At 65.1% G+C, this 24,184-nt stretch carries 24 protein-coding genes and 1 tRNA gene; 12 read left to right on the top strand and 13 right to left on the bottom strand.

Annotated features, from left to right (window positions below; genetic code table 11):
* Positions 1-5: 5 nt before the first annotated feature.
* Both C1924_RS01475 and C1924_RS01470 read left to right on the top strand, forming a co-directional pair.
* A complete protein-coding gene (locus tag C1924_RS01475) occupies positions 6-1,163 on the top strand; it encodes an ABC transporter permease (protein ID WP_108763758.1) in 1,158 nt (385 codons plus the stop codon).
* Positions 1,164-1,175: 12 nt separating this feature from the next.
* Positions 1,176-2,492, top strand: coding sequence for an ABC transporter permease (locus C1924_RS01470; protein ID WP_108763757.1), 1,317 nt, complete (start codon positions 1,176-1,178; stop codon positions 2,490-2,492).
* Between the two features lie 70 nt (positions 2,493-2,562).
* Here the strand turns inward: C1924_RS01470 and rarD are convergent, their stop codons facing one another.
* Positions 2,563-3,492 (bottom strand): EamA family transporter RarD, encoded by a 930-nt coding sequence (rarD, locus tag C1924_RS01465; RefSeq protein WP_108763756.1) that lies wholly within the window; start codon positions 3,490-3,492, stop codon positions 2,563-2,565.
* Positions 3,493-3,502: 10 nt separating this feature from the next.
* A complete protein-coding gene (yedA, locus tag C1924_RS01460) occupies positions 3,503-4,408 on the bottom strand; it encodes a drug/metabolite exporter YedA (protein WP_108763755.1) in 906 nt (301 codons plus the stop codon).
* A 425-nt stretch (positions 4,409-4,833) separates the two neighbouring features.
* Between yedA and C1924_RS20220 the strand changes: the two genes are divergently transcribed.
* From C1924_RS20220 to C1924_RS01430, 7 genes are all read left to right on the top strand, one after another.
* Complete coding sequence (locus C1924_RS20220) at positions 4,834-4,977, top strand: hypothetical protein (protein WP_159094730.1); 144 nt, start codon at positions 4,834-4,836, stop codon at positions 4,975-4,977.
* Between the two features lie 67 nt (positions 4,978-5,044).
* On the top strand, positions 5,045-5,977 hold the full coding sequence (locus C1924_RS01455) for a HEAT repeat domain-containing protein (protein WP_254051196.1): 933 nt from the start codon (positions 5,045-5,047) through the stop codon (positions 5,975-5,977).
* 6 nt (positions 5,978-5,983) lie between these two features.
* Positions 5,984-6,910 (top strand): transposase, encoded by a 927-nt coding sequence (locus C1924_RS01450; protein ID WP_108763753.1) that lies wholly within the window; start codon positions 5,984-5,986, stop codon positions 6,908-6,910.
* Positions 6,897-7,634: an ATP-binding cassette domain-containing protein gene (locus C1924_RS01445; RefSeq protein ID WP_108763752.1), complete on the top strand. Its 738-nt coding sequence runs from the start codon at positions 6,897-6,899 to the stop codon at positions 7,632-7,634. Before C1924_RS01450 ends, C1924_RS01445 begins: the two co-directional genes overlap by 14 nt.
* A complete protein-coding gene (locus C1924_RS01440) occupies positions 7,631-8,752 on the top strand; it encodes an ABC transporter permease (RefSeq protein ID WP_254051195.1) in 1,122 nt (373 codons plus the stop codon). Before C1924_RS01445 ends, C1924_RS01440 begins: the two co-directional genes overlap by 4 nt.
* 223 nt (positions 8,753-8,975) lie before the next feature.
* Positions 8,976-10,310, top strand: coding sequence for an MFS transporter (locus tag C1924_RS01435; protein ID WP_108763750.1), 1,335 nt, complete (start codon positions 8,976-8,978; stop codon positions 10,308-10,310).
* A gap of 67 nt (positions 10,311-10,377) precedes the next feature.
* Complete coding sequence (locus tag C1924_RS01430) at positions 10,378-10,683, top strand: hypothetical protein (RefSeq protein WP_108766932.1); 306 nt, start codon at positions 10,378-10,380, stop codon at positions 10,681-10,683.
* A 993-nt stretch (positions 10,684-11,676) separates the two neighbouring features.
* Here C1924_RS01430 and C1924_RS01425 read toward each other — a convergent pair.
* From C1924_RS01425 to C1924_RS01410, 4 genes are all read right to left on the bottom strand, one after another.
* Entirely contained in the window at positions 11,677-13,329 is a 1,653-nt protein-coding gene (locus C1924_RS01425; protein ID WP_108763749.1) for a M28 family metallopeptidase, read from the bottom strand.
* A gap of 81 nt (positions 13,330-13,410) precedes the next feature.
* A complete protein-coding gene (locus C1924_RS01420) occupies positions 13,411-14,343 on the bottom strand; it encodes an MBL fold metallo-hydrolase (RefSeq protein WP_108763748.1) in 933 nt (310 codons plus the stop codon).
* Positions 14,344-14,502: 159 nt separating this feature from the next.
* Positions 14,503-14,799, bottom strand: coding sequence for a hypothetical protein (locus tag C1924_RS01415; RefSeq protein WP_108763747.1), 297 nt, complete (start codon positions 14,797-14,799; stop codon positions 14,503-14,505).
* A gap of 124 nt (positions 14,800-14,923) precedes the next feature.
* Positions 14,924-16,216 (bottom strand): tryptophan--tRNA ligase, encoded by a 1,293-nt coding sequence (locus C1924_RS01410; protein WP_108763746.1) that lies wholly within the window; start codon positions 16,214-16,216, stop codon positions 14,924-14,926.
* Positions 16,217-16,324: 108 nt separating this feature from the next.
* On the opposite strand from C1924_RS01410, the gene C1924_RS01405 reads away from it, so the two are divergent.
* Complete coding sequence (locus C1924_RS01405; protein ID WP_108763745.1) at positions 16,325-17,125, top strand: hypothetical protein; 801 nt, start codon at positions 16,325-16,327, stop codon at positions 17,123-17,125.
* 79 nt (positions 17,126-17,204) lie between these two features.
* Here C1924_RS01405 and C1924_RS01400 read toward each other — a convergent pair whose 3' ends face one another.
* From C1924_RS01400 to C1924_RS01385, 4 genes are all read right to left on the bottom strand, one after another.
* Positions 17,205-17,426: a CsbD family protein gene (locus C1924_RS01400; protein ID WP_079224919.1), complete on the bottom strand. Its 222-nt coding sequence runs from the start codon at positions 17,424-17,426 to the stop codon at positions 17,205-17,207.
* Positions 17,427-17,617: 191 nt separating this feature from the next.
* Positions 17,618-17,755 (bottom strand): entericidin A/B family lipoprotein, encoded by a 138-nt coding sequence (locus C1924_RS01395; protein WP_053520147.1) that lies wholly within the window; start codon positions 17,753-17,755, stop codon positions 17,618-17,620.
* Between the two features lie 151 nt (positions 17,756-17,906).
* Complete coding sequence (gene rocF / locus C1924_RS01390; RefSeq protein ID WP_108763744.1) at positions 17,907-18,827, bottom strand: arginase; 921 nt, start codon at positions 18,825-18,827, stop codon at positions 17,907-17,909.
* Between the two features lie 84 nt (positions 18,828-18,911).
* Entirely contained in the window at positions 18,912-19,673 is a 762-nt protein-coding gene (locus tag C1924_RS01385) for a DUF3011 domain-containing protein (protein WP_108763743.1), read from the bottom strand.
* A 782-nt stretch (positions 19,674-20,455) separates the two neighbouring features.
* Here C1924_RS01385 and C1924_RS01380 point away from each other — a divergent pair.
* Complete coding sequence (locus C1924_RS01380) at positions 20,456-20,860, top strand: hypothetical protein (protein ID WP_108763742.1); 405 nt, start codon at positions 20,456-20,458, stop codon at positions 20,858-20,860.
* 453 nt (positions 20,861-21,313) lie between these two features.
* On the opposite strand, the gene C1924_RS01370 is transcribed toward C1924_RS01380, so the two are convergent.
* Positions 21,314-22,360, bottom strand: coding sequence for an isocitrate lyase/phosphoenolpyruvate mutase family protein (locus C1924_RS01370; RefSeq protein ID WP_254051194.1), 1,047 nt, complete (start codon positions 22,358-22,360; stop codon positions 21,314-21,316).
* A gap of 133 nt (positions 22,361-22,493) precedes the next feature.
* Between C1924_RS01370 and C1924_RS01365 the strand changes: the two genes are divergently transcribed.
* Complete coding sequence (locus C1924_RS01365; RefSeq protein WP_108763739.1) at positions 22,494-23,204, top strand: Sir2 family NAD-dependent protein deacetylase; 711 nt, start codon at positions 22,494-22,496, stop codon at positions 23,202-23,204.
* 27 nt (positions 23,205-23,231) lie between these two features.
* Here the strand turns inward: C1924_RS01365 and C1924_RS01360 are convergent.
* A tRNA-Thr gene (locus tag C1924_RS01360) sits at positions 23,232-23,307 on the bottom strand.
* Positions 23,308-23,347: 40 nt separating this feature from the next.
* Complete coding sequence (locus tag C1924_RS01355; protein WP_108763738.1) at positions 23,348-24,178, bottom strand: SPOR domain-containing protein; 831 nt, start codon at positions 24,176-24,178, stop codon at positions 23,348-23,350.
* Positions 24,179-24,184: the final 6 nt, after the last annotated feature.

Genomic DNA, 24,184 nt, shown 5'->3' with positions numbered 1-24,184 from the left:
CGGCGATGAAATACTTTTCCCTGGTCTGGGCGCAGCTGTTCCGCAGCCGCACCCGGACCCTGTTGACCCTGCTTTCGGTGGTCGCGGCCTTCCTGCTGTTCGGCATGCTCGATTCGGTGCGCGTGGCATTCAATTCCGGCGGCAGCGTGGAAGGTGCCAACCGCCTAGTCACCGCCTCGCGGCTGTCGATCACCCAGTCGCTGCCGATCCGCCTGGAAACGCAGATCCGCCAGGTCGATGGCGTGCGCGACGTGGCCTACGGCATGTGGTTCGGCGGCATCTACCAGGACCCGAAGAACTTCTTCCCGAATTTCTCGGTGTCGCCCAACTACTTCGATGTCTACCGCGAACTGCAGATCGACCCGGCGCAGCTGGAAGACTGGAAGCAGACCCGCACCGGCGCCATCGTCGGCGAAAGCCTGGCCAACCAGTTCGGTTGGAAGATCGGCGACACCATCCCGCTGCAGGCAACCATCTTCCCGCGTGGCGGCAGCAATGACTGGCCGCTGGAACTGAAGGGCATCTTCCGTTCCAAGGACCGCGCGCAGGCGGGCAACGAAGAGCGCCAGCTGATGATGAACTGGAAGTACTTCGACGAATCCAACGACTACATCAAGAACCAGGTGAGCTGGTACACGATCACCCTGGACAACCCCGACCATGCGTCGCGGGTGGCCCAGGCCATCGATGCGATCTCGGCCAACTCCGACCACGAGACCAAGACCCAGACCGAATCGGCGTTCCAGCAGGCGTTCGTCAAGCAGTTCGCGGATATCGGCATGATCGTCACCTCGATCATGGGCGCGGTGTTCTTCACCCTGCTGCTGTTGACCGGCAACACCATGGCCCAGGCCGTGCGCGAACGCATTCCCGAACTGGCCACGCTGAAGACGCTGGGCTTCAAGGACAGCACCGTGCTGACCCTGGTGATGGTCGAGTCGGTGCTGCTGATCGGCCTCGGTGGCCTGATCGGCATGGGCCTGGCCGCGCTGGTGCTGCCGGCCATCGCGCCGAAGAGCATGGGCATGCTGCCACCGCATGTCCCCACGCCTACCTGGCTGGTGGGCGTGGGCCTGATCGTGGTGATCGGCATCGTGGTCGGGCTGCTGCCCGCGCTGCGCGCCAAGCGCCTGAAGATCGTCGATGCGCTGGCCGGCCGCTGAGGAGAACATCCAATGAACAAGCTCAGGAAGTGGATGGGGAACGCACTGACCGTGCTGCTGCTGGCAGTGGGGCTGGTGGTGTGGATCAGCCTGCCGGCATTGGGCGTGCTGGCCGTGGCTGTGCTGGTGGCGCTGTGGCTGCTGCTGACCCGCAGCGGGCGCCTGGCCCTGGCGGCCACCCGCATCGGCATCGCCAGCCTGCCGCAGCGCTGGGGCGCATCTTCGGTGATCGTGGTCGGCATTGCCGGCGTGGTCGGCGTGCTGGTGGCCATGCTCGCCATGGGCGAAGGCTTCCAGGCCACGCTCAGCAACACCGGCGATGACACCACCGCCATCGTGCTGCGTGGCGGTTCGCAGGCCGAAACCAATTCGGTCATCACCCGTGAACAGGTACCCATGCTCTCCACCCTGCCCGGCATCAGCCGCGATGGCGAAGGCCGGTCGCTGCTGTCACCGGAGCTTTCGCAGGTGGTGAACCTGGTCTCCAAGGCCGATGGCACCGACGTCAACGCGCAGTTCCGCGGCGTCGGCCCGCAGGCGTGGGCGGTGCATGACAAGGTGAAGATCGTGCAGGGCCGCAAATTCGGCACCGGCCTGCGCGAGATCGTGGTGGGCCAGGGCGCGCAGGGACAGTTCCGCAACCTTGAGGTTGGCAGGACGCTGACCCTGGGCAACCAGACCTGGACCGTGGTGGGCGTGTTTGCCAGTGGGGATGCGCATGATTCGGAGATGTGGACCGATGCCGATACGCTGGCCACCACCTACCAGCGCAGTGCCTGGCAGTCGATCAGCGTGCGCACCGATGGCAAGCCCGGTTTCGAGCAGTTCAAGGCCGCCGTGGCCGCCGATCCGCGCCTGAAGCTGGATGTGGAAACCACCCGTGCGTACTACAGCAAGCAGGGCGGCGGCCTGACCAAGCTGATCGACATCCTTGGCAAGGTCATCGGCACGATCATGGCGGTGGGCGCGGTGTTCGGCGCGCTCAACACCATGTATGCCGCGGTCGCGACGCGAGCACGCGAGATCGCCACCATGCGGGCCATCGGCTTCCGCGGCCTGCCCGTGGTGACAGCGGTGATGCTGGAAACCATGCTGCTGGCACTGCTGGGCGGGTTGCTGGGCTGCGCGGTCGCCTGGCTGCTGTTCAACGGCTACAGCGTGTCCACCATCGGCAGCAATTTCAGCGCGGTGGTGTTCAAGTTCCACGTCTCGCCGGAGCTGCTGTGGAATGGCTTGAAGTGGGCGCTGGGCATCGGCCTGGTCGGCGGGTTGTTCCCGGCACTGCGCGCGGCGCGCCTGCCGATCACCACCGCGCTGCGCGAAACCTGATGTGTGAGGCGGGGTCGGATCCCTGCGTAACGCGAAGGGCTCCGACCCCTTTCTCTGCTCAGCCCGGGGGTCAGAGCCCTCCGCGTTGCGGAGGGATCCGCCCCCTCCTCGCCGCTCGCATCACGCGCAGGTTGTCACCCACGAACAGCACCAACCCCGCCCAGATCACCGCAAAGCCGATCGCCTTGCCGGTATCGAATGCTTCATGGAAGAAGAACACGCCCAGCAGCAGCTGCAGGCTCGGTGCGATGTACTGCAGGATGCCGACCAGCGACAGCGGGATGCGCTTCACGCCGTAGGCGAAGCCGATGAGCGGCACGGCCGTGACCACGCCGCCAAAGACCAGCAGCAGATCGTTGCGCCAGCCCCAGCCGTGGAAGAACGCGCCACCATGGCCGTTCTCGGCCCACACCGCAAACGCCAGCGCCGGCAGGAACAGGTACAGGCTTTCCACGCCCAGCCCGGCCACCGGATCGACCGACACCAGCTTGCGCAGCAGCCCGTACAGGCCGAACGAACACGCCAGGCCCAGCGCGATCCACGGCGGCGTGCCAGCATCGATGGTCAGCCAGGCCACGCCCACCGCGGCCATCGCCACTGCGATCCACTGCACGCGGCGCAGGCGCTCCTTCAGCACCAGCACGCCCAGCAGCACGTTCACCAGCGGGTTGATGAAGTAGCCCAGGCTGGTTTCGATCACATGCCCGGCATTGACCGCCCAGATGTACAGGCCCCAGTTGAAGGCAATGGTCAGGCTGGATACCGCCAGGATCGGCAGCGCGCGTGGCTGCGCGGCGATCTTCCGCCACCAGCCCAGGCGCGCGCTCAGCAGCAGCCACGCCACCACCAGCACCGTGGACCAGATGATGCGGTGGGCAATGATCTGGAACGACGGCACCTCGTTGAGCAGATGCCAGTAGACCGGCACCAGCCCCCACAGCACGAAGGTGGAAGCAGTGACCCATAGGCCGCGGCGTTGTTCCTTCTCGTCCATGCTCACTTGGTCATGCTCACTTTTTCCGGGTCCGGGCCATGGTCAGCACCACCACGCCCAGCAGGATGACCGCCATGGCCAGGAAATCGCGCCAGCCGAACTGCTCGCCATTCAAGGCCGCGCCCAGCAGCACCGCGATGACCGGGTTGACGTAGGCATAGCTGCCGGCCAGCGCCGGGCGCACGTTGTGCAGCAGCCAGACATAGGCGGTGAAGGCCACGATGGACCCGAACACACACAGGTAGGCCATCGCCAGCAGGCCGCCGGTATCGGGCAGCGTGGTCGGGCGCTCGCCCACCGCCAGGCCGATCAACACCAGCAGCACGCCACCGCAGATCATCTGCCCGGCAGCGGTCATGAACGGACCAGGCAGATCCAGGCCGCGCGCCCACACCGAACCGAATGCCCAGCCGACCGGTGCGATCAACAGCAGCACCAGCCCGGTGGGCGACGCCGTGAGGCTGCTGCCCGCATTGAGCCAGACCACGCCGATGAAACCGACCGCGATGCCCAGCCATTCGCCGCGGCTGGCGTGCTGGCCGCGAAACGCGGAGAACAGCGCCATCCACAACGGCACCGAGGCCACTGCCGTGGCGGCCAGGCCGGAGGACACTTCACGCTCGGCCAGCACCACCATGCCGTTGCCCAGCACCAGCATGGTCACGCCCATGATGATCAGGTTGCGCCACTGCCGCAGGCTCGGCCGCGGCATCTTCCAGAACAGGCGCAGGGCCAGGTACATCAGGCCGCCGGCGATGATGAAGCGGCTGCCGGAGACCATGGTGAGCGGCAGCGCGCCGCCGTGCAGGGCCTTGGCGATGCCCAAGTAGGTCGAGCCCCAGACCACGTAGACCAGCAGCAGGGCCAGCGCGACAAGGCCACCCCGGGGGGCAGCCGCAGAAGGAACAGGGGAAGCCGACATGACGCACCAGCAGGCAGGGGAAAAGGGATTCTAGAAGGTTCGGGTGACGGAAATAACCCCGGTTCCCGAACTGGATCTGCGACCCCACGGCCCAGTCAGAGTTTCTGGCACCACCAGTGGGCTGAAGCCCTAGCGGCCTCTTCCCTTGGGAGCGGAATTCACAGGCAAAGCATGACGCTTTCTACCGAAGCTCCAGTAACTGGGATCCACGTCATGAATCCCTGCTTCGTGATCATTGAGAACGGATCTGCCCAGCATGAGTTGGGCCACCGATCTGAAAAGGAGAAACCAATGGATGGCATTCCGCTTCCCCTCACCCCAGCCGTGGGATTGGCTGGCACTTCAATGCTCTGCTCACCGATTGAACCAGTCACGATTGCCGTCGCAATCGTCATCGCCGTTCTCCCCGTATAAGGAACACAGACATGAAACCCACCGCACTGCCGCGGCAGAAACTCCCGGTTGGTATGCATGGTTCATGCATCCTGATCGAGACGACGGGAGCTGGTTGCGCCGCAGTTGGCGTCGTTGTCGGCATCCTGATCAATCGTGGCATTCATCCGGTCTGACGTGAATCGGCGGTGGGCTGGATACCCGGCCCACCGCATTGGAGGCGGTATGGAACGTCCGAGGCAAATGCTTGACCTGGCTGATGATCCTTCCCAGCTTCAGAAACTGAAGACTGCTCATGGAAGGAACACCTCACTCCTCAGCGCGCTTGAAGCAACAGGACAAGCGAATCGAATTCGCGGCTGGAGCAAACGCATCCGCGGTGACGGCAGCGCCGAGATGAATCGTGAATTGATGCTTTCCATCTGCCGGGAGTTCGATCTGGCGACGCTGAAGCAGCACTTCGGCAGGGAATGCCGGAACCATCTTGAAAGCGCGCTCTACACGACGCCTGGACGATTCTTCGTCAAGCACCCTCTGGCTGGGATGGTCATCTACAAGGACGAGTTCGTGCAGGTTCACTACATGCACAGGCCGCCGTGCCAGCTCACGGCAGCTTCAGAGGGTAACATCGAGACAGGGATCACGATCACCGGGACGGACTCGCTGGTGCTCTTCGCGCAGACAGAGCACGTCAACCACCAGACGTTCTCCGTTGTGCACGACGCAGCAGCGGCGCCGGTGCTGGGCCCTCCCTCCAATGGGGATTCCCGATCAGGAGACTTCGTGTTTCTTGAGGGCGGTAGACAGGGCATGCGACTGCTCCAAGGGGATGCGCCGACGTCGATGGTCGTTTGCCTTGCCGCGCTGCCGAGATGTGAATCAACCAGGCACTTCTCCCTCAGGACCAGCCGGCTGGCCGGCTGCACAGCAGCCAGCGTCACTGACTCCCGTCTCCAGCTCATCGCTGCGGCACTCGCGCATCTATGCGGCAACGGAGCTGTGAGTTCGCTTCTTGATCTATCTCACCATCCGACGACGTTCGTGCGCTGGAGTGCCCTCAGGGCGCTCTATCAGGTCGATGCGGAATCGGCCTCTACGCGGCTGTCGGAAATGAGAGAAGACGATCCGAATGATGAGATCAGAAACCTCGCGGCCCGTTCATTGGAACAAGGATGAAATTCCATGCCCGTCCAGATAGTAGACCCGTCGATTGATTCGATCACACTGACGGATCTTGTCGATCACCTCCAGCAATCGTCATTCGATCCACGTGACCAACACTCGATGTTGGCGATGGCTCCCATGCTCAAGAGGCTGGGAAACAACCGTACATTTCTCAGCGATGTCATTTGCGCCGAGCTCAAGGATTCGAAGGAAATCCAGGTCGACAATGACTACACACCACAAGTCATCATGCTTCACGCCCCCCAGTCTTCAGGTCAGAGCTACTTCATTCGCGCATGCTTCTGGCCCGGAAAGAATGACGAGATTCTTGGCGCAAGTGGCCCCGGAGCATTCTTCTACGGTGTTCCGCATGACCACAATTTCAACTTTCTGACGATTGGCTACCAGGGACCTGGATACGAAAGCGACTACTTTGAGTACGACTACGCCTCCGTAGCCGGAATCCCTGGCGAGAAAGTGGATCTTCGCTTCACCGAGCGCTCTCAGTTGAAGAAGGGAAACATCCTTCTGTACAGGGCGTTCAGGGACGTACACCAGCAAATGGCGCCCGATGAGTTCTCCGTGAGCATCAACATCATGGAGCACTCCCTGAGAAGCGTAACCATGGATCAGTATGAGTTTGAACCTGGTACAGGGACGATCTCACAGATCATCAATCGGTCCAGTGCATCCGCCCTGTTCATGATTGCCGCCGGAGATACGGATGGAGAGGCGCAGCAGCTGCTGAGAGACATTTTCCGATGCCATCCAATGGAGCGTGTACGGATGGCTGCATTGGAGGCGCTGGTCGCAAATTCTCGCAGCCGTGAGGCGTCGCTGCAGTTGATCGCAATGGTTGAGAGCCGGCACAGCCGTTTCATGCAATCCAGAGCTCGACAGATTGCCGAAAGGATTGAGAAGGGAGCCTCAGATGCTGCACGCTGAACGCCTTTGCAAAACTTACGGATCACGCGTAATCCTGCATGATCTGGAAGTGCAGGTCGATGCTGGAGAGATTGTCGGAATCATAGGGGCCAATGGTGCCGGCAAAACGACGCTGTTCCGTATCCTCTGCAACCTCATCGCGGCCGATTCCGGCGTCGTCTCCGTTGCCGGGAGTGAGAGCGGAGCGCGGGCTCCATGGTCTGACATCGGCTATCTGCCGGAAGCCCGGAGCCTGTTCCCCGAGGTTACCGTAGGCCGGTCACTGGAGTTCTGGTCTGCCATGAGAGGCATGACGAGATCGGATGCGGTCCGCGCACGTGACCTTTGGCTGGGCAAGATCGGGCTTCTTGATCGCGCGTCACACCGGGTTTCCAGCCTGTCAAAGGGCAACCTGCAGAAGCTCCAGATTGCAGCGTGCATGCTTCATTCACCGAAGGTGCTTGTACTGGACGAGCCCTTTTCAGGACTGGATCCGGTCAATCAGGTTGCGGTCGTCGAGCTGATCTCGGCCGCAGCGCGTCAAGGTGCAGCGGTGCTCCTGTCGGCGCATCACATTGAACTTCTGCAGCGGTTCTGCGGGAGGATCCTGGTGCTCAAGAACGCGCAACTCCAGCCTGCCAAGGCTGAGGACCTTCATCTGCCCGCGGGCGCTCATGACCAGGATGACTTGGGCGATTCCCCATCGCAGGCATCGACGTCACGGGAGGAGAGAGCATGCGCATGAGCCACTATGCCAGGGTCATCGGCTTTGAGTTCAGGCGGCACCTGGATATTCGCGGCGAGCTGGTTGGTCTTCTCCTGCTGGCAGTGATTGCCTTGGTGAAACTGGGAGGCGATGCCATTCTGGCGAGGGAAGCCGCGACCACGATCCAGATTCCAGCCGGAGGAACTCCCGTGGCTGGAATGAGTGAGGGACGCTTCCATTTCACCAATACCCAGGGCGGCGTCGTCGCCGACGGACAGCCAACGCTATCGATGGATTCAAGTGACTATGTACTCCGCGTCACACAGTCACCCGGCTGGATAGCCGAGTTGCAACGCGCGCTCGATTCGCTTCAGCGTCAACGCTTGCTTGAGACGCTCGGAGTGTCCGCCGACCAGCTGCAGCATGCTGATTCACCGGCGTCACTGAAGGTAATGGATCGCTCCGGGGTACCGGTTCTCCCGAACTCATCACTCACCGCTCTTTCGATCAGCATGGTCGTACTGACCACACTTGCCATTCTCGGCTGCCTGGGCATGTTGTTTCAGGGCTTGCTCGGCGAGCGCTTTGCTCATGTGACAGAGATGATCCTCAGTGCCTCTCCGCCGGGCTTCTGGCTCGACTGCAAAGTTGCAGCATCCATCTGTCATGGAATGAAAACGATCACGATCTATGGCGTTTACGCGGCTTTCGCTTGGATGCTCATGTCGGGATCGACCAGCGTGTTCGCAGACATTTCTGGCCGGAGCCTGGTCCTCGTAGTTGGCCTGTTTGCATTCTGTTTCCTGGGTCTCATGCTGTGGAACTGGTTCTTTGCCGCGTGCGCTACCGCAATACGGTCACCCCATTCAGCATTCCGCAACACCCTCGCGGCCTTTCCTCTGACCATGATCATGATCGGTTTTGGGGGTCTACGGGCACCGGAGGGACTATTCATGCAGGCCATGTCGCTCTTTCCGTTCACTTCAATGGCGGCAATGCCGATCCGCCTGCTCTACGTGGACGTGCCGATGTGGCAGCTTCTGGTGTCAATAGCGCTTCTGGCAGCTAGCGCAGCCATTTTGAGGACCTGGGCCAGGAGAAACTTCAGGGACGCCATCGTTTCCCCGCTCGACGGGACGGCTTCAGCGCTTCATTGAGTCGATCATGTGACAAATGGGGACCATCGCGTACGACGATCTAGCTATGGTCCCTCCCCCCTCACGCTGTCACCCTGTGCGGTCCCCATGCCCTGCCCGCCCCTCCGGCACCCGGCGTTGACGTGGGATGCAGTACCTAGGAGGCTGGCTGGCAGCGCCCCACGCGCGCCCCTGGCACCGATCTTTCCCGCATGGAAGCACCGCATCGAGGATCCTCACCCAGATGAGCACCACGTCCCAACCTGCTGTTCCCAGCAACGACGGCGCCGCATTGCGCCGCTCGATCTCCAATACCCTCAAAGGTTCCGCCGGCAACCTGGTGGAGTGGTATGACGTCTACGTGTACTCGGTCTTTGCCGTGTATTTCGAGTCGCAGTTCTTCTCGCCCGAAGACAAGAACTCCACCATGTACGTGTGGGCGATCTTCGCCGCCACGTTCCTGATGCGCCCGATCGGTGCCTGGTTCTTCGGCCGCTTCGCCGACCGCCACGGCCGTCGCCTGGCGCTCACCGTGTCGGTCACCCTGATGGCCGTCTGCTCCTTCCTCATCGCCATCACGCCCACCGCGGCCAGCATCGGCATCTGGGCGGCGATCATCCTGCTGTTCGCGCGCCTGCTGCAGGGCTTCGCCACCGGTGGTGAATACGGCGCAAGCGCCACCTACATGTCCGAGGCCGCCATTCCCGGCCGCCGCGGCTTCCTGTCCTCTTTCCACTACGTCACCCTGGTGGGTGGCCACGTGCTGGCACAGCTCACGCTGTTCCTGATGCTGAACGTCTGGGGCAAGCCGGAAATCTCCGAATTCGGCTGGCGCATCGCCTTCGGCATCGGTGGCATTGCGGCCGTGGTGGTGTTCTGGCTGCGCCGCGGCATGGATGAGACGATGGAAGAATCGTCCATCGAAGCCGTGCGCGAGGGCAAGGCCAAGAAGTCCGGCTCGATGTACGAACTGTTCGTGCACCAGTGGCGCCCGCTGCTGCTGTGCTTCCTGATCACCGCCGGCGGCACGATTGCCTTCTACACCTACTCGGTGAACGGCCCGAAGATGATCCAGAGCGCCTTCGCCGCGGAAGATCCGATGACGGCCACCCTGGTCAACCTCGGCGTGCTGACCTTCCTGATGGTGCTGCAGCCGGTCGGCGGCTGGCTGTCGGACATCATCGGCCGCAAGAGCCTGCTGGTGTTCTTCGGCGTGGGCGGCGTGCTGTACAGCTGGTACCTCATCACCCAGCTGCCGCACCAGCATGATGCCACCCTCGCCTTCCTCACCCTGGCGCTGGGCTTTGTCATCCTTACCGGCTACACCTCCATCAACGCGGTGGTGAAGGCCGAACTGTTCCCCACCCACATCCGTGCACTGGGCGTGGGCCTGGGCTACGCGCTGGCCAACTCGCTGTTCGGCGGTACCGCCCCGCTGCTGTACCAGGGCGCGCTGAAGACCGGCCACGTCGACTGGTTCGCCATCTACGTCACCGCCACGATCGCGGTATCGTTGGTGGTCTATGTGTTCTTCCTCACCAACAAGGGCCCGAACTGGCTCGACGGCACCCGCAAGTAAGGGGGCTGTGTTGATGGCAGCCACCGGTGCAATGCCGGTGGCTGCTGCCTCTCCCGCGTCGCCGCTGATGTGGATCGCGGTGGTGCTGGCCACCGCCACGGCGCTGGCCTGGCTGCTGCGCCGCCCTGACGCGCAGGCCTCGTGGCCGCGTCTTGGTTTCGGGGTGGCGCTGCTGGTGTTCTGTGCCGCGCTGGCGCTGCAGCTGGCGTTGGATCTGGGCAGCGGCCACAGCTCGATGCGACTGCGCCTGCATCGCGGCATCCATCCCGGATCGCCTGTTGGCCTGCGCACGATGGTGGTGTTCTATCTGGCCGCGTTCGCTGCCAGCGCCTGGGGCGCGTGGACGCTGCTGCGCCGGTCTCGGCGTAGGTGATGCCGGCTGGGTAGAGCCGACCGTTGGTCGACTGCTCTCCCCTCAAGGGGCATGAAACCGGCGCTTCGCGCATAGTCGACCAACGGTCGACTCTACCCCCGTCGTCATCCGCGCGACATCATGCCGCGTTGCCGGCCAGCGGCCGGCACTACCTCCGCTGCCCGCGCCGGGAGCGCGTGGACGCTGCTGCGCCGGCGCAGGCGCCGATGATGGCGGCTGGGTAGAGTCGACCGTTGGTCGACTGCTCTCCCCTCAAGGGGCATGAAACCGGCGCTTCGCGCATAGTCGACCAACGGTCGACTCTACCCCCGTCGTCATCCGCGCGTCGTCATGCCGCGTTGCCGGCCAGCGGCCGGCACTACCTCCGCTGCCCGCGCTGGGAGCGCGTGGACGCTGCTGCGCCGGCGCAGGCGCCGATGATGGCGGCTGGGTAGAGTCGACCGTTGGTCGACTGCTCTCCCCTCAAGGGGCATGAAACCGGCGCTTCGCGCATAGTCGACCAACGGTCGACTCTACCCCCGTCGTCATCCGCGCGACATCATGCCGCGTTGCCGGCCAGCGGCCGGCACTACCTCCGCTGCCCGCGCCGGGAGCGCGTGGACGCTGCTGCGCCGGCGCAGGCGCCGATGATGGCGGCTGGGTAGAGTCGACCGTTGGTCGACTGCTCTCCCCTCAAGGGGCATGAAACCGGCGCTTCGCGCATAGTCGACCAACGGTCGACTCTACCCCCGTCGTCATCCGCGCGTCGTCATGCCGCGTTGCCGGCCAGCGGCCGGCACTACCTCCGCTGCCCGCGCTGGGAGCGCGTGGACGCTGCTGCGCCGGCGCAGGCGCCGATGATTGCGGCTGGGTAGAGTCGACCGTTGGTCGACTGCTCTCCCCTCAAGGGGCATGAAACCGGCGCTTCGCGCATAGTCGACCAACGGTCGACTCTACCCCCGTCGTCATCCGCGCGACATCATGCCGCGTTGCCGGCCAGCGGCCGGCATTGCCTCAACGGCGGGCGGCGTCGCTCTTCTCACGCGCGCCGTGGAACTCCGAATCCTTGTCCCACTGCGGCCAGCGGCGGCTGTTGGCCAGCTCGGCGCCCAGGTCGTAGACCAGCAGGGTGTCGGCAGCATGGCCCGCCGGGTCCCAGCTCGGGGTCCAGGCATCACATGCCTGGTGGTAGCACTCGGCAAAGTACTTCTCGCGGAGCGCGCGGCCAGCGTCGACGCCGCCGTCCAGCTTGTCCAGGCCCGGGCCGATGGTGATCGCGGGCACGCCCAGGCGTGCGAAGGCGAAGTGGTCAGCGCGGTAGAAGAAGCCCGCTTCCAGGTTCGGGTCCGGGCTGTAGCTGCGGCCACGCGCCTTGGCTACGCGTTCCAGGTCGCCTTCCAGCGATACCCGGCCCTTGCCCCACGAGGCGATGTCACGGGTCGCACCATCCGGGCTGAACATTTCGATGTTCAGCACGGCGGCGGTCTTTTCCAGCGGCGCCAGCGGGTGTGCCGCGTAGTAGCTGGCCCCCAGCAGACCCTTTTCCTCGGCGGTGAGTGCCACGAAATACAGGCTGCGCTGCGGCTGCGGGCCGGCGGCGAAGACCCGGCCCAGTTCCAGCACGGTGGCCACACCGGTGGCATTGTCGATGGCGCCGTGGCGGATGCGGTCACCCTTGGCATCGGGCTGGCCGATACCGAAAGCATCCCAGTGCGCGGAGAAGATCACCGCCTCATCGCCGTGCTCGCCACCGGGCAGCTTGGCCACCACGTTGCGGGTCACCACCTGTTCGCGCTTCAGTGCGAAATCCACGCTCAGCTTCGCGTTGTCCAGCGCAACCGGACGGAAGTCGGCCTGCATGGCCTTGCGCTTCTCGGCGTCGAAATCCAGGCCCGCGTCGGCAAAGATCGCCTCGGCCAGTTCGCGCTGCATCCAGCCACGCAGCGGCGTGTGCTGGGCCATCGCCTCGGCCTGGTCACGTTCGATATCGAACAGCGGCGAGGTGCCCGAGCTTTTCACCGTCGCCCAGCCGTAGGCGGCCGGCGCCGTCTCGTGCACGATCAGCACGCCTTCGGCGCCGCGGCGTGCGGCTTCTTCGAATTTGTAGGTCCAGCGGCCGTAGTAGGTCACCGCCTTGCCATCGAACGCGCCCGGCGCATCGGCCTCGAAGTCAGCGTCATTGATGAGCATGACGGCGATCTTGCCGTGCAGGTCCACGTCCTTGTAATCGTTCCAGTGGCGTTCCGGTGCATCGATGCCGTAGCCCACGAACACCAGCGGCGCGTTGCTGATCTGCACGCGCTTGCGCGGCTGCAGGCTCTGCAGGGTCACGTCCACGCCATTGGCCAGCGCACGCTTGCCGTGCTTCAGCTGCAGGCTGGCCTTGGCCGGGCCGTCCAGCTGCGCGCGCACCAGCGGCACCGCCTGCACCCAGCTGCCGTCCGGGCCACCGGGCTGCAGGCCGTAGCTGCGGAACTGCTCGATCAGATACTGCACGGTGCGCTCTTCGCCTTCGCTGGCCGGCGCGCGGCCTTCAAACTCGTCCGACGCCAGCACACGCACGTGGCGCGACAATGCCTGCGGATCGATGCCGCCACCGGGCAGGTCGTTGGCCGCATGGGCCAGGCCCCCGACGAAGAGGCAGGACGACAGCAGCAACACGCGCATCGGGTTCACGGCAATACCACGGCAGGAAGAGGAGTCACCAGAGTGTAACGTGGTCGTGACACTGCCGCGCAGGCCTCCCGGTCAGCGTCGTGCGCGGTCCAGCCAGCAGGCCAGGCCCTGCGCGTTGAGCTCGATGTCCATCGCCAGCACCCCGGTCACCGCCGCCTGGTCCAGCACGCAACCGTGTTGCTGCGCACGTTCCAGATACAGCGCCTGCAGCGCGGCCAGCAGGCAGCGGTGGCGGTCCGGGCGCCCGTCACACTGGCGGCCGATCGCCGCCATCGCGTCGATCTGCTCGAACAGATCATCGGCCAGTTTTTCCACCTGCTGCACGCGACCGTAGTGGGTCAGGTACATCGCCTGCGGGCCGTAGCCCAGCATGCGCTGGATCGAGGCCTTCATCGCGTCCGGGTCGAACTGTACCGGCGAGGAGGTGGGGAAGATGAAGGCGCCCTGCGCGCTGTCCAGCTCGCGGTAGGAAATGCCGAACGTATCGCCGGTGAACCAGCTGCGGCTGCGCGCGTCCCACACGCAGTAGTGATGCTGCGCGTGGCCGGGCGTGTGCAGCAGCAGCAGTTCGCGGCCAGCCAGGTCGATGCGGTGGCCGTCTTCGGCCACGACCACGCGGGCCTCGGGAATGGCTTCAATGCGGCCGTAGCTGCGGGCGATTTCCTCTGCGCCGTAGACGGCCGTGGCACCGGCAATCAGCCGGGTCGGGTCGATCATGTGCGGCGCACCGCGCGGGTGCAGCACGGCCTTGGCGTTGGGCAGCTGCTGCATCAGCAGGCCGGCACCACCGGCATGGTCCAGATGCACGTGGGTCAGCAGCAGCCAATCCACAGCCTCCACGCCCAGCCCGGCGTTGGCCAGTGCCTGCAGCATGGCCGGCACCGACAGGCCGGTACCGCAGTCGACAAACGCCGCACGGCCGTTCTCGACGATGAGGTAGGCAGCATCGAAATCGGGACGCTGGAAACCGGTATCGATGGTGTGGATGCTGGGATCGGCGGTCATCGGCACGCACCTGGCAGGAACAGACCCCCATGTTAGGCGCCTGTGCAGGCCCGGTTCGATGCGGCTTTGGTCGGAGGACACGGGGTGGCCGGGGGTAGAGTCGACTGTCAGTCGACTCCGCGCGAAGCGTGCAGAAGAGCAGTCGACCAACGGTCGACTCTACCGTTCCAGGTATTTCGGCCGCAGCAGCAACGCCAGCACCAGCACCGCCAGGAATGCGCCATAGGCGTACAGCACCGCCAGCACCTGCGGCCAGATCGGGCCCGCGCCGGGCTGTGCAAGGCCGATGTGGTGCCCCCACAGCATCGACACGATGCTCAACGCGAAGGCCAGTGCGAGGGTGGCGGTGTCGAACCAGCGCCGCCGCGTGGTGCGCGGCTGGCGCGGAAACAACCAGTACAGGCTGCCCAGCAGCAGGAACCAGGGCAGGAACAGCAGCAGCGACAACCAGGCCATTGCAGACTCCATGTCATCGCGCCGGAGGCGCGTGGGCATCATGCCATGGGCGCTGAGACGTGGTAGTGCCGGCCGCTGGCCGGCATGTCCCGTGCTGCAGCCGGCCAGCGGCCGGCACTACCGATCACTCGGTACGCAGCATCGCCAAGGCGGCCAGCACGACCTCCACTTCAGCTTCCAGCTTGAACAGTTCGCTCTGCAGCTGGTCGCCCTGCTCGGCCTGCTTGATCACCGCGATCAACTGGCCTGCATCGCGCGGCGAATCAAAGCCTTCACTCTGGATCAGCAGCGTGCCGTCGCCTGCCGTCAGCTTGAAGTAGAAGCGGCCATCCTTTTCGCGGTACTGCTTGAACAGCGGCGGTGCCACGCGGGCCACGCCGGCATCCTCGCTGGCGATGTCACCGGCCGTGGACAGGTCACGCAGGCCCACCGCATGGCGCAGTTCTTCCAGCAAGGGTGCCGCCAGCTTTTCGCGCAGCTGCTGGCCGCGACGCTTGAGCAGCGCTTCAATCTTTTCCGGCTCGGCCATCAGCGCGTTGTAGCGTTCGCGCAGCGGCGACAGCTCGCCATCGATGCGCTCGAACAGCTGCTGCTTGGCATCGCCCCAGCTGATGCCCTCGGCGAACGCCTTGGCAAATGCTGCCGTCTGTTCCGGCGTGGCGAACGCCTGGTACATCTGGAACAGCGCCGAACCTTCGGTGTCCTTCGGTTCGCCCGGTGCGCGCGAATCGGTGAGGATCGAGAACACCAGCTTCTTCAGCTCTTCGCGCGGGGCGAACAGCGGAATGGTGTTGTGGTAGCTCTTGCTCATCTTGCGGCCGTCCAGGCCGGCCAGGGTGGCCACCTGTTCGTCGATCACCACGTCCGGCAGCGGGAAGTATTCCTTGCCGTACACGTGGTTGAAGCGCTGGGCGAAATCGCGTGCCATCTCGATGTGCTGGATCTGGTCGCGGCCCACCGGCACCTGGTTGGCCTTGAAGATGAGGATGTCAGCGGCCATCAGCACCGGGTACATGAACAGACCGGCGCTGATGCCCGCGTCCTCATCCACGCCCTCTTCGCGGTTCTTGTCCACCGCCGCCTTGTAGGCATGGGCGCGGTTGAGGATACCCTTGCTGGCGATGGCGGTCAGGAACCACATCAACTCGGTGGTTTCGCGGATATCACTCTGGCGGTAGAACCACACGTGTTCCGCATCCAGGCCACAGGCCAGCCAGCTGGCGGCAATCTCCAGGGTCGCGCGCTGGGTGCGCTGCGGGTCCTGCGCCTTGATCAGGCTGTGCAGGTCGGCCAGGAAGAAGAAACTCTCGATGCCCGGGGCGCGGCTGGCAGCGATCGCCGGACGGATGGCGCCAACGTAATTGCCCAGGTGGGGCGTGCCAGAGGGGGTGATGCCGGTAAGGACTCGGGTCGTCATGACTGCGTGGGGTAACCTTCGATGAACGGGGCCAGTTTACCGTGCCCACGACCAACCCCGTCAGGGCCTGCGGCGCGTTTGTTCACCCAACCCCGCTGGAGACGCCCGATGAAACGCCTGCTGCCCCTGCTGCTGATCCTGCCCCTGGCCGGCTTCCGCCCAGCCCCGCTGCCACCGCCGGTCGCCCAGGACGGCCCGGTACGCATGACCCTGGTGGACCGTGACCGCGGCACCGAACTACGCAGCTACCCGGCCGACGGCCAGCGCTGGGTGGCCGGCGAACGCGGCCATCGCTATGCCGTGCGCCTATACAACGACAGCCCGCGGCGGGTGCTGGTGGTGCTGTCGGTGGACGGCATCAATGCCATTTCCGGCGAAGATGCCACCCCGTCGCAGACCGGCTACGTGCTCAACCCCGGCCAGCGCGCGGACATCACCGGCTGGCGCAAGAGCCAGGACGAGGTGGCCCAGTTCGTGTTCAGCAGCCCCAGCGGCAGCTACGCCAGCCGCACCGGGCGGCCGGACAACGTGGGCGTGATCGGCATCGCCGTATTCAACGAACGCACGCTGTGGCGGCCGCAGCCGCGCCCCATTCTGCGCCGGGCAGAGTCACCCGCACCGATGGCCGAAGCGTCCGCGGCGGCCGACAGCAGTGCGCGTGCCGAAGGCTACGCCGCCCGATCGCAGGCGCCCGCCTTGGGCACCGGCCACGGCGACCGCGAGACCTCGCAAGTACGTGATACCACCTTCGACCGCGCCAGCCGGGACCCGGCCTTTGTGACCGAACTGCGCTACGACAGCGCACGCAACCTGCGCGCGCGCGGCATCGTGCCCGATGCGCCCTCGCGCCTGCCGCGCGAACCGCAGGCCTTTCCCAACCGCTACGTGCCCGATCCCCCCTCGCGCTGAAGTGAAAAGCCCGACGCCCGCACCATCACGGTACGGGCGTCGGGCGGCGGGGAATACGCTGTGGGGATGCGCAAAGGACTTACTTGAAGTCCGGGTAATCCTTGCGGACGCTGTCGGAGAACTCGTGCACTTCCTTCTCCGCGCGGTCCTTGGCCCAACCGTAGCGTTCCTGAAGACGGCCAGCCAGATATTCGGCGTTGCCTTCAGCCACATCGAAATCGTCGTTGGTCAGATCGCCCCACTTGGCCTGTGCCTTGCCCTTGAGCTGCGACCACTTGCCGGAAATGATGTCTTTGTTCATTGCTGGAACCCTTGGTTGCAACGGCGTTCTTACCGTGGCTACAGCGTCGCGCATCGGCTGTTGAACAACGGTCAACCCGCAATGAAAAGCGTGCTCACCTGCTTGAATGGTTCACTAGCGAAGGCCTGCGATTGCGCACAAAAAAGGCCGGGCGCACGGCCCGGCCTTTCTCGTTCGGTACCACCCCGGGCTCAGTTGCCCTTGGCGGCATCCTCGACCTTCTCACCAGCCTTCTGCACATCCTTGCCGGCACCGGCAACGGTGTTGCAGCCAGCCAGCATGGCCACCGAGAACATCGACAACAGCATCAGGGCAACGACACGCTTCATGGGTTTTCTCCTGGGGTTCGCCACTACATGGTTTTCCATCGCGCTGGGCCATCCCGCGTGGGGAAGGCCTTGCGTGAAGTGCAATCTGGCGTCTGCCGCGTGCAGCGAGTGTGAACAGGGGTAAAAACCATTCAGGCGCGGGGCGCCAGCCTCAGTCGCGCATCAGCGTGGACTTGCCGAACAGGCTTTCCACCAGGTCCACGGCCAGCTCGGCGGTGGCGTTCTGCTTGTCCAGCAGCGGGTTCAGTTCAACGATGTCCAACGAGCCCATGCGGCCGCTGTCGGCAATCATCTCCATCACCAGCTGCGCCTCGCGGTAGTTCACCCCGCCCGGCACCGTGGTGCCCACGCCGGGGGCAATGCTGGGGTCGAGGAAGTCCACATCGAAGCTCACATGCACGTGCGTGTTTTCGTCGATGCCCGCCAGCGCGGCTTCCACCGTGCGCTTCATACCGTTCTCGTCGATGTAGCGCATGTCGTACACATCGACCTTGTGGGTCTTGATGAGGCGCTTCTCGTCCGGGTCCACCGAACGGATGCCGATCTGGTGCATCTGCGCCGGGGTGATGGCCGGCGCACTGCCCCCGAGCTGGGTCAGCGCGTCCGGGCCGAGGCCACACAGGCAGGCCACCGGCATGCCGTGGATGTTGCCCGACGGGGTGACATCGCTGGTGTTGAAATCCGAATGCGCATCCAGCCACAGCACGCGCAGGGTCTTGCCCTGTTCGCGGCACCAGCGCGCCACAGCGGTGATCGAACCGATGCCCAGGCAGTGGTCGCCACCCAGCATGATGGGCATGCGCCCGGCCTGCAGTTCGGCGTAGCTGGCCTCCATCAGCGCGCGGTTCCAGGCCACCACCTCGTCCAGGTGGCGGTAACCCTGTACCGGCGCGGTCCACGGGTTGCGCGGGCCATCCAGGTTGCCCAGGTCACGCACGTCCACGCCGCGCGCCGCCAGCGCCTCCGGCAGGCCGGCCACCCGCAGGGCTTCCGGGCCCAGGCGCGCCCCGCGATGGCCCGCGCCCACATCGGTGGGAACGCCGATGAGGGTGACGGAAATGGGATGGGCCATGGGTGCCTCCTGCAGACGAAAAAGAAGCCCAGTCTAGCCATCGGGATGTGACACCACTCGCGGCGGTGCAGCAGGAAAAGACGCTCAGCGGTGGCGCAGCGGCGTCAGGCTCTGCACCTCACCCGTGTTGCGCAGCATGCACAGGAAGCGGCCATCGGGGTAATCGACAATGAGTTCCTGATAATCGCTGCCCACCGGCACCTGGGTGACCAGCGTGCCCTGCGCACCCTTGCGCGTGTTGCAGGCACCCAGCTTGTCACCGCTGGGCGCGGTATACGCCGCGCGCGAGGTATTGCGGAACACCGCGCGGCAGCCACCGTTCACCCACACCGAATGCCGCGACAGGCCCCAGTTCTGGCCCTGTTCGCAGCGGGTGCGGCTTATCTGCCGGGCCACTTCCACCGTGCCGCGCGTATCCATGTCACACGAGACCTGGCGCTGGTCGGTCGATTCGCAGGTCACCTCGCTGGGAAGCGTTGCCCCATCCAGGTCATCCCCGCGGTGGCGGTCATGCCGCTCCGGTGCGGCCGGGCCACCGTTGCTGCTGATCTGGCAGATGCCGTTGGCGCCGCCACGGCCGGTGTAACTGATCTGCGGCGTGCCGTCGTCAACGGTGGTGATCGACAGGGTCACCCCGCTCTGCGCGTCGCGTGCCTCGAAGTAACGGTCGTTGAAGCGTTTCAGCGATGCTTCGCGCCCCTGCACGTACACCGGACCGCCCGCGTCGGCGTGGACATCCAGGCCACCGGGGCAGCTTGCATTGAAGAAAGGCACGGCGGCCATGGCCGGGGCCGCGAAGGCAGCGCACAACAGTGCAGCGGTAAGGGAAACAGCATGGTGGCGCATGATCGGTTCCCGAGGCGGCCCGTAGGGGCGGATGGCCGCAGTATGCGTCGGGAGGCGCATGGGAGGGCGTGAGGACCATCAGCCTGCCGGTCGTGGCCCCGCTGAGCAGCGGCTCCCGTGCGTGCAGCCGCGCGCGCGACGAGGCGGCGGGTGACGCTTCTGCCCTTGCCGGCGGGCCTGCAGTGCGTCGCACACGCGCCCGGCATGCGCGGCGGCGTCCTCCATTTTGAGAATAGTGTGATTTTTCAGCGACCTCGGGCATCCGAAACGCGGGCTGCAGCGGGCTCGTTGCTTGGCGTGGGGCGGGTTGTGTGCAAGACGCGGCGCAGCAGGCAAGGCAACTTAACAACGCATGTGCGGGCTGGCGCTCGGCGGTGCGGTGCGCGGTTCTTCGTCAGGGGTTGAGCAACGCATTTGCGCGCATTGTCGTTTTTGCCTTTGTGCCGAGCAAAACGGGCCAATCGCGATCATTCATTTTTCCACTGATGACCCGTGGATTCATCCAAACAATTGATTGGTGCGTCACGACTCTGCGTGTTCAAGATGAATTGCCATCGACAAAGGATGGCCGGGGCTTCCAACCCCGCTGCTTGATGTGAGTACGCTTGTCAGTCGACGCCGTCCCTCCATGGGCGGCGTCGGCTGGCAATCCGTTTGCGGCTGTATGGCGGGCGGTGCGTGGGGGCCTCGTGCCCGCCGGTTTCATCAAGCACCGGATTGGAAACCACGCATCGCCCGCCACCTTTGCTGGTGGCGTCTCCGTTCCTGCCGAGGATGCCCGCATGTCCAGATCCCGCCACCCGTTCCTGACTGCCACGCTGGGCGACGCCGCCACGCAGTTGCCGCCCGAACTGGCGCAGCCGCTGGAAGCCGCGTTTGCGGCGGCAAATGAACCCGCGTCACCCATCACCCTGCGCAACTGCCTGTACAACATCGCCTGTGGTGATGCCGCCGACGGCCAGCCCTGGTCCGGCCCGGTCAACACGCCCGCGCAGGCCACCGCAGCCGCGCGCCGCGACCGCACCGCCGCAGGCCTGGTCGCCCTGTTGGAGGTGTACCACGCCACCGAACGCGTACGCGTGGATGGCGAGGAAAAAGAGGATATCGGCGATCGCGCGCGCGAAGGGTTGATACTCGCCTGCCGGGGGCTGGCCGAGTACGTGGCGCTGCAGGCGCGGGCGGGGTAAGGCGTGGGTGGAGGTCAATCGCCCGGCTGCATGGTGGGCGCGCAGTCCGCCTTGTCCGTCCTGATCACGGCCCTTCCAGCCACATCCATCCTGCAGAAGCGAAGAGTGAACCAGCGCGACTGCGCTTCGCCCTTGTGGCCCGGCGTACCCGGTGTGCGCCCCCACATTTCCACCTGGTAGTGCTTGCCGCTCTGCAGGGCCGGCGCGGTTGTCCCACCTTCACCGTAGGTGAGGCACTGCCCCGGCGGCAGTGGCGTTTCGGCGGACCCGGCCTGCAGGAAATCGAACTGCTGGCCATCATCGGCAGCAGCAGACCCAGCAGCGCGACCGGCACTCGCGGATGCGTCATCGTGTTGTCCTCGGCAGGTTGTCCTTGCGGGTGCGGTCGGCAAGGAAAAACCGGGCCCCATGACCCTGCCAAGGCTCATCGTCAGGCGTTACGCATGCACGGTGCTACCGCTGCTCCGTGAACAGCGCATTGAGCGTGGCGTAGTCCGCTGACGGGTCGGCGGCGGAAAGCGTGCCGGCCAGCAGCGCACGGGTCGCTGCTGATGCGCTTGCCCAGGCATGCTGGAAGATCGCCGGCCCGGCACTCAGTCGGCGTACGCCGGCCGTGTGCAGCGCCGCGTTGGACGGCATGCCCGGCAGCCACATCACATTGAGCGGCAGCGGAATCTGCCCAGCAAGCGCGCTGAGGGCGTGTGGATCCTGCATGCCGGGCACAAACGCCCCGTGCGCACCGGCCCGGGCGTAGGACTGCAGGCGTTCCGCGCTCATCCGTATTGCCGCCTCACCTTCGGCCAAGCCGCGCAGATACACGTCTGTGCGTGCATTGATGAACATCGGTCGCGACACGAGGGTGTGCCGCACTTCAGCGATCTTGGCAATCAGCAGATCCGGCTCGCCGTCACCATCCTCGATGTTGATGCCGACCACGCCCAGCCCAGCCAGATCCTGCACAAGCGCAGCTACCGCACGCGGGTCGGCGCTGTAGCCAGCTTCAATATCGACGGTCACCGGCAGCATCGTGGCCTGCACGATCCCGGCCACACGGTGCAGCAGGGTCTGCACTGGCAACACCCCGCCGTCGGCAAGGCCACATGACCACGCCAGCGCTGCACTGGAGGTGCCCACTGCATCGGCACCACACGCCTGCGCCATGCGCGCCGATGCTGCGTCCCATACGGTGGGCAGGACCAGTAGTTCTTTCTGATGGTGCAGATGGAAGAACCGTTGATGGCGGTTGGACATGTGAACTCCAGAGGGATCGGGCGCTGGAGTCTGCCGCTGAAGGTCGTGGAACGCTCGCCGTTTCCAGACGGCAATGCTCTGGCCGCTGGCGCGGAGGCAGGGCGCCGTTCTAAGATCGGCCGGCGCTGAATGCAAAGCATCGCGGCGGACCCTTTCCTGTTGTTCTTCGTGTTGACGGACCGGAACGGGAGATTCCTGTCCGCTGACACACGCAGGTGCGCGCAAGGCACCGGTTCGTGTGTTGCTCATGCCGTTATGGAGTCCGTTGCCAGCAGTGCCACTATAGCGGTGGGGTAGCAACGCGTCAGCCCACCAAGCAGTGCGCTGTGGATGTGTCGTATGGCCGGGCACAGATGCTCGGCCTCCAGATGGCGAGTGCTCCATGAAACCTGACGTTGTGCCAGACAAAGTTGTTGTTCTCTCCGGGTCCGGTCTGAGCGCGGAAAGCGGCTTGCCTACATTCCGCGATTCGCACGGTCTTTGGAACAATTACTCGTGGCAGGACGTGGCCAGCCCCGAGGGTTGGAGGCTTCGTCCGGAAGCCGTCCTGGCCTTCTACAACGAGCGTCGCCTGAAGGCATGGAACGCGTTGCCAAATGCCGCACACTCGGCGATCGCTTCCCTGGAATCGGCCTTTGAGGTGGTCGTAATCACCCAGAACGTCGATGAGCTTCACGAGCGCGCCGGTTCCAGCAACGTGATTCATCTGCATGGCCAACTTGCCTATGCGCGTGGCACGTCGGACAGCCCGAAGCGCTACCGTATCGAGGACTCTGCGATTTCGCTTGGCCAGCTGTGCGAGGACGGCACTCAGCTCAGGCCTGACATTGTCTGGTTCGGCGAAGAAACGCAGCACATGGATGAGGCGCGATGGCACGTGTCCACTGCAGCAAAGGTTCTTGTCATAGGCACATCACTTGCCGTGCAGCCGGCGGCCTCGCTGGTCAAGGCTGCGCGCGGCAGGGCCGAGAAAGTGCTGGTCTCGCTCGAGATGGACAGGATTCCCTATGGGTTTACCTACCTGCAGGGTTTGGCAACCACTGTCGCTCCTCGCTTGGCCGAAAAGTGGCTCACCGGTGCGAGTGAAGGCTGAACAACGCCTCGTGAGGCGTGAAGGTGTTGGTGCCGCTTATCCGAATCGAACGGATGACCTACTGTTTACAAGACAGTTGCTCTACCAACTGAGCTAAAGCGGCATGGGTGCTTCACCGGCGGCAGTGCCGCGGTGGGGCGATTCTAGCGCAGTCGCGTGCATTCCAGCGACCGTTGCTGCGCGGCACCGCTGCGCTGCTGCGCCTGTGCCGGTGTGCTGCCAGCGGCCAGCTGCCCTTCCAGCCACCACTGGCCGGCATCGCCGCTGGCCACCAGGCGCGGGGTGAAGCCGGCCGCCTGCACGGCGGCAATGCGGCGCTCGGCGCCCTCGCGGTTGCGGTACTGGCCCAGGGCGATGGCGTTGCTCTCTTCGCCCTGGCTGATGATGTAGTAATCGCTGAGGCCGGCAGCAACGATGCGCTTCACCGTGGCCTGGGCCTCCTCGCGGCTGGCGGCGGCCGGCAGCAGTACGCGGTAACGGGTGCTGCCGCTGGCAGCCGGCTGTTCGCGCAGGTGCGCCGGGGCCAGCACGCTGGCGGCCCGGCCCTGTGCGGCCACGGCGGTAGCACGGTCGGCAAACGGCCCCAGGGCGACGCAGCGCGGCGGTGCAGCGGGCTTCTCTGCGGCAGGCGGCTCGGCCACCGGCCCGGCCGGGGTGGTGGCGGCCACTGCGGCTGCGGCGCCGGCCGGGGCGGTGGCCTCGGCCGGGGGGGCTGCTGCAGGCGTGGGCGCCTCGGTGGCCGCCACGGCGGCACTGGGCGCAGCCTCACGATCCTGCAGTGCGTCGGTCGGGGTGGCCGCCGCCGTCTGCGCTACGGCAGCGGCGTCGGTGCCGCCCGGCAGCCAGCGCAGTTCGGCCACGCCCGTGGCCGGCGGCGGTGGCACGGCCGGTGCGGGGTCACTGCGCAGCAGCCACCAGCTGGCGACGCCTACGTTGAGGATGGCCAGGACGACAATCAGGGCTCGGGTCAGCATGCTGCC

This window comes from Stenotrophomonas sp. ESTM1D_MKCIP4_1 (assembly GCF_003086895.1).
Classification (GTDB): domain Bacteria; phylum Pseudomonadota; class Gammaproteobacteria; order Xanthomonadales; family Xanthomonadaceae; genus Stenotrophomonas.
Note: the sequence above shows the minus strand (reverse complement) of the source record. Positions and strands in the feature narration are given on the sequence as shown.

Coding starts and splice junctions, on each gene's coding strand:
- C1924_RS01475 (WP_108763758.1), top strand. CDS start 6: ATGAAATACTTTTCCCTGGTCTGGGCGCAGCTGTTCCGCAGCCGCACC.
- C1924_RS01470 (WP_108763757.1), top strand. CDS start 1,176: ATGAACAAGCTCAGGAAGTGGATGGGGAACGCACTGACCGTGCTGCTG.
- yedA (WP_108763755.1), bottom strand. CDS start 4,408: ATGTCGGCTTCCCCTGTTCCTTCTGCGGCTGCCCCCCGGGGTGGCCTT.
- C1924_RS20220 (WP_159094730.1), top strand. CDS start 4,834: ATGAAACCCACCGCACTGCCGCGGCAGAAACTCCCGGTTGGTATGCAT.
- C1924_RS01455 (WP_254051196.1), top strand. CDS start 5,045: ATGCTTGACCTGGCTGATGATCCTTCCCAGCTTCAGAAACTGAAGACT.
- C1924_RS01450 (WP_108763753.1), top strand. CDS start 5,984: ATGCCCGTCCAGATAGTAGACCCGTCGATTGATTCGATCACACTGACG.
- C1924_RS01445 (WP_108763752.1), top strand. CDS start 6,897: ATGCTGCACGCTGAACGCCTTTGCAAAACTTACGGATCACGCGTAATC.
- C1924_RS01440 (WP_254051195.1), top strand. CDS start 7,631: ATGAGCCACTATGCCAGGGTCATCGGCTTTGAGTTCAGGCGGCACCTG.
- C1924_RS01435 (WP_108763750.1), top strand. CDS start 8,976: ATGAGCACCACGTCCCAACCTGCTGTTCCCAGCAACGACGGCGCCGCA.
- C1924_RS01430 (WP_108766932.1), top strand. CDS start 10,378: ATGTGGATCGCGGTGGTGCTGGCCACCGCCACGGCGCTGGCCTGGCTG.
- C1924_RS01425 (WP_108763749.1), bottom strand. CDS start 13,329: ATGCGCGTGTTGCTGCTGTCGTCCTGCCTCTTCGTCGGGGGCCTGGCC.
- C1924_RS01420 (WP_108763748.1), bottom strand. CDS start 14,343: ATGACCGCCGATCCCAGCATCCACACCATCGATACCGGTTTCCAGCGT.
- C1924_RS01415 (WP_108763747.1), bottom strand. CDS start 14,799: ATGGCCTGGTTGTCGCTGCTGCTGTTCCTGCCCTGGTTCCTGCTGCTG.
- C1924_RS01410 (WP_108763746.1), bottom strand. CDS start 16,216: ATGACGACCCGAGTCCTTACCGGCATCACCCCCTCTGGCACGCCCCAC.
- C1924_RS01405 (WP_108763745.1), top strand. CDS start 16,325: ATGAAACGCCTGCTGCCCCTGCTGCTGATCCTGCCCCTGGCCGGCTTC.
- C1924_RS01400 (WP_079224919.1), bottom strand. CDS start 17,426: ATGAACAAAGACATCATTTCCGGCAAGTGGTCGCAGCTCAAGGGCAAG.
- C1924_RS01395 (WP_053520147.1), bottom strand. CDS start 17,755: ATGAAGCGTGTCGTTGCCCTGATGCTGTTGTCGATGTTCTCGGTGGCC.
- rocF (WP_108763744.1), bottom strand. CDS start 18,827: ATGGCCCATCCCATTTCCGTCACCCTCATCGGCGTTCCCACCGATGTG.
- C1924_RS01385 (WP_108763743.1), bottom strand. CDS start 19,673: ATGCGCCACCATGCTGTTTCCCTTACCGCTGCACTGTTGTGCGCTGCC.
- C1924_RS01380 (WP_108763742.1), top strand. CDS start 20,456: ATGTCCAGATCCCGCCACCCGTTCCTGACTGCCACGCTGGGCGACGCC.
- C1924_RS01370 (WP_254051194.1), bottom strand. CDS start 22,360: ATGAGCAACACACGAACCGGTGCCTTGCGCGCACCTGCGTGTGTCAGC.
- C1924_RS01365 (WP_108763739.1), top strand. CDS start 22,494: ATGAAACCTGACGTTGTGCCAGACAAAGTTGTTGTTCTCTCCGGGTCC.
- C1924_RS01355 (WP_108763738.1), bottom strand. CDS start 24,178: ATGCTGACCCGAGCCCTGATTGTCGTCCTGGCCATCCTCAACGTAGGC.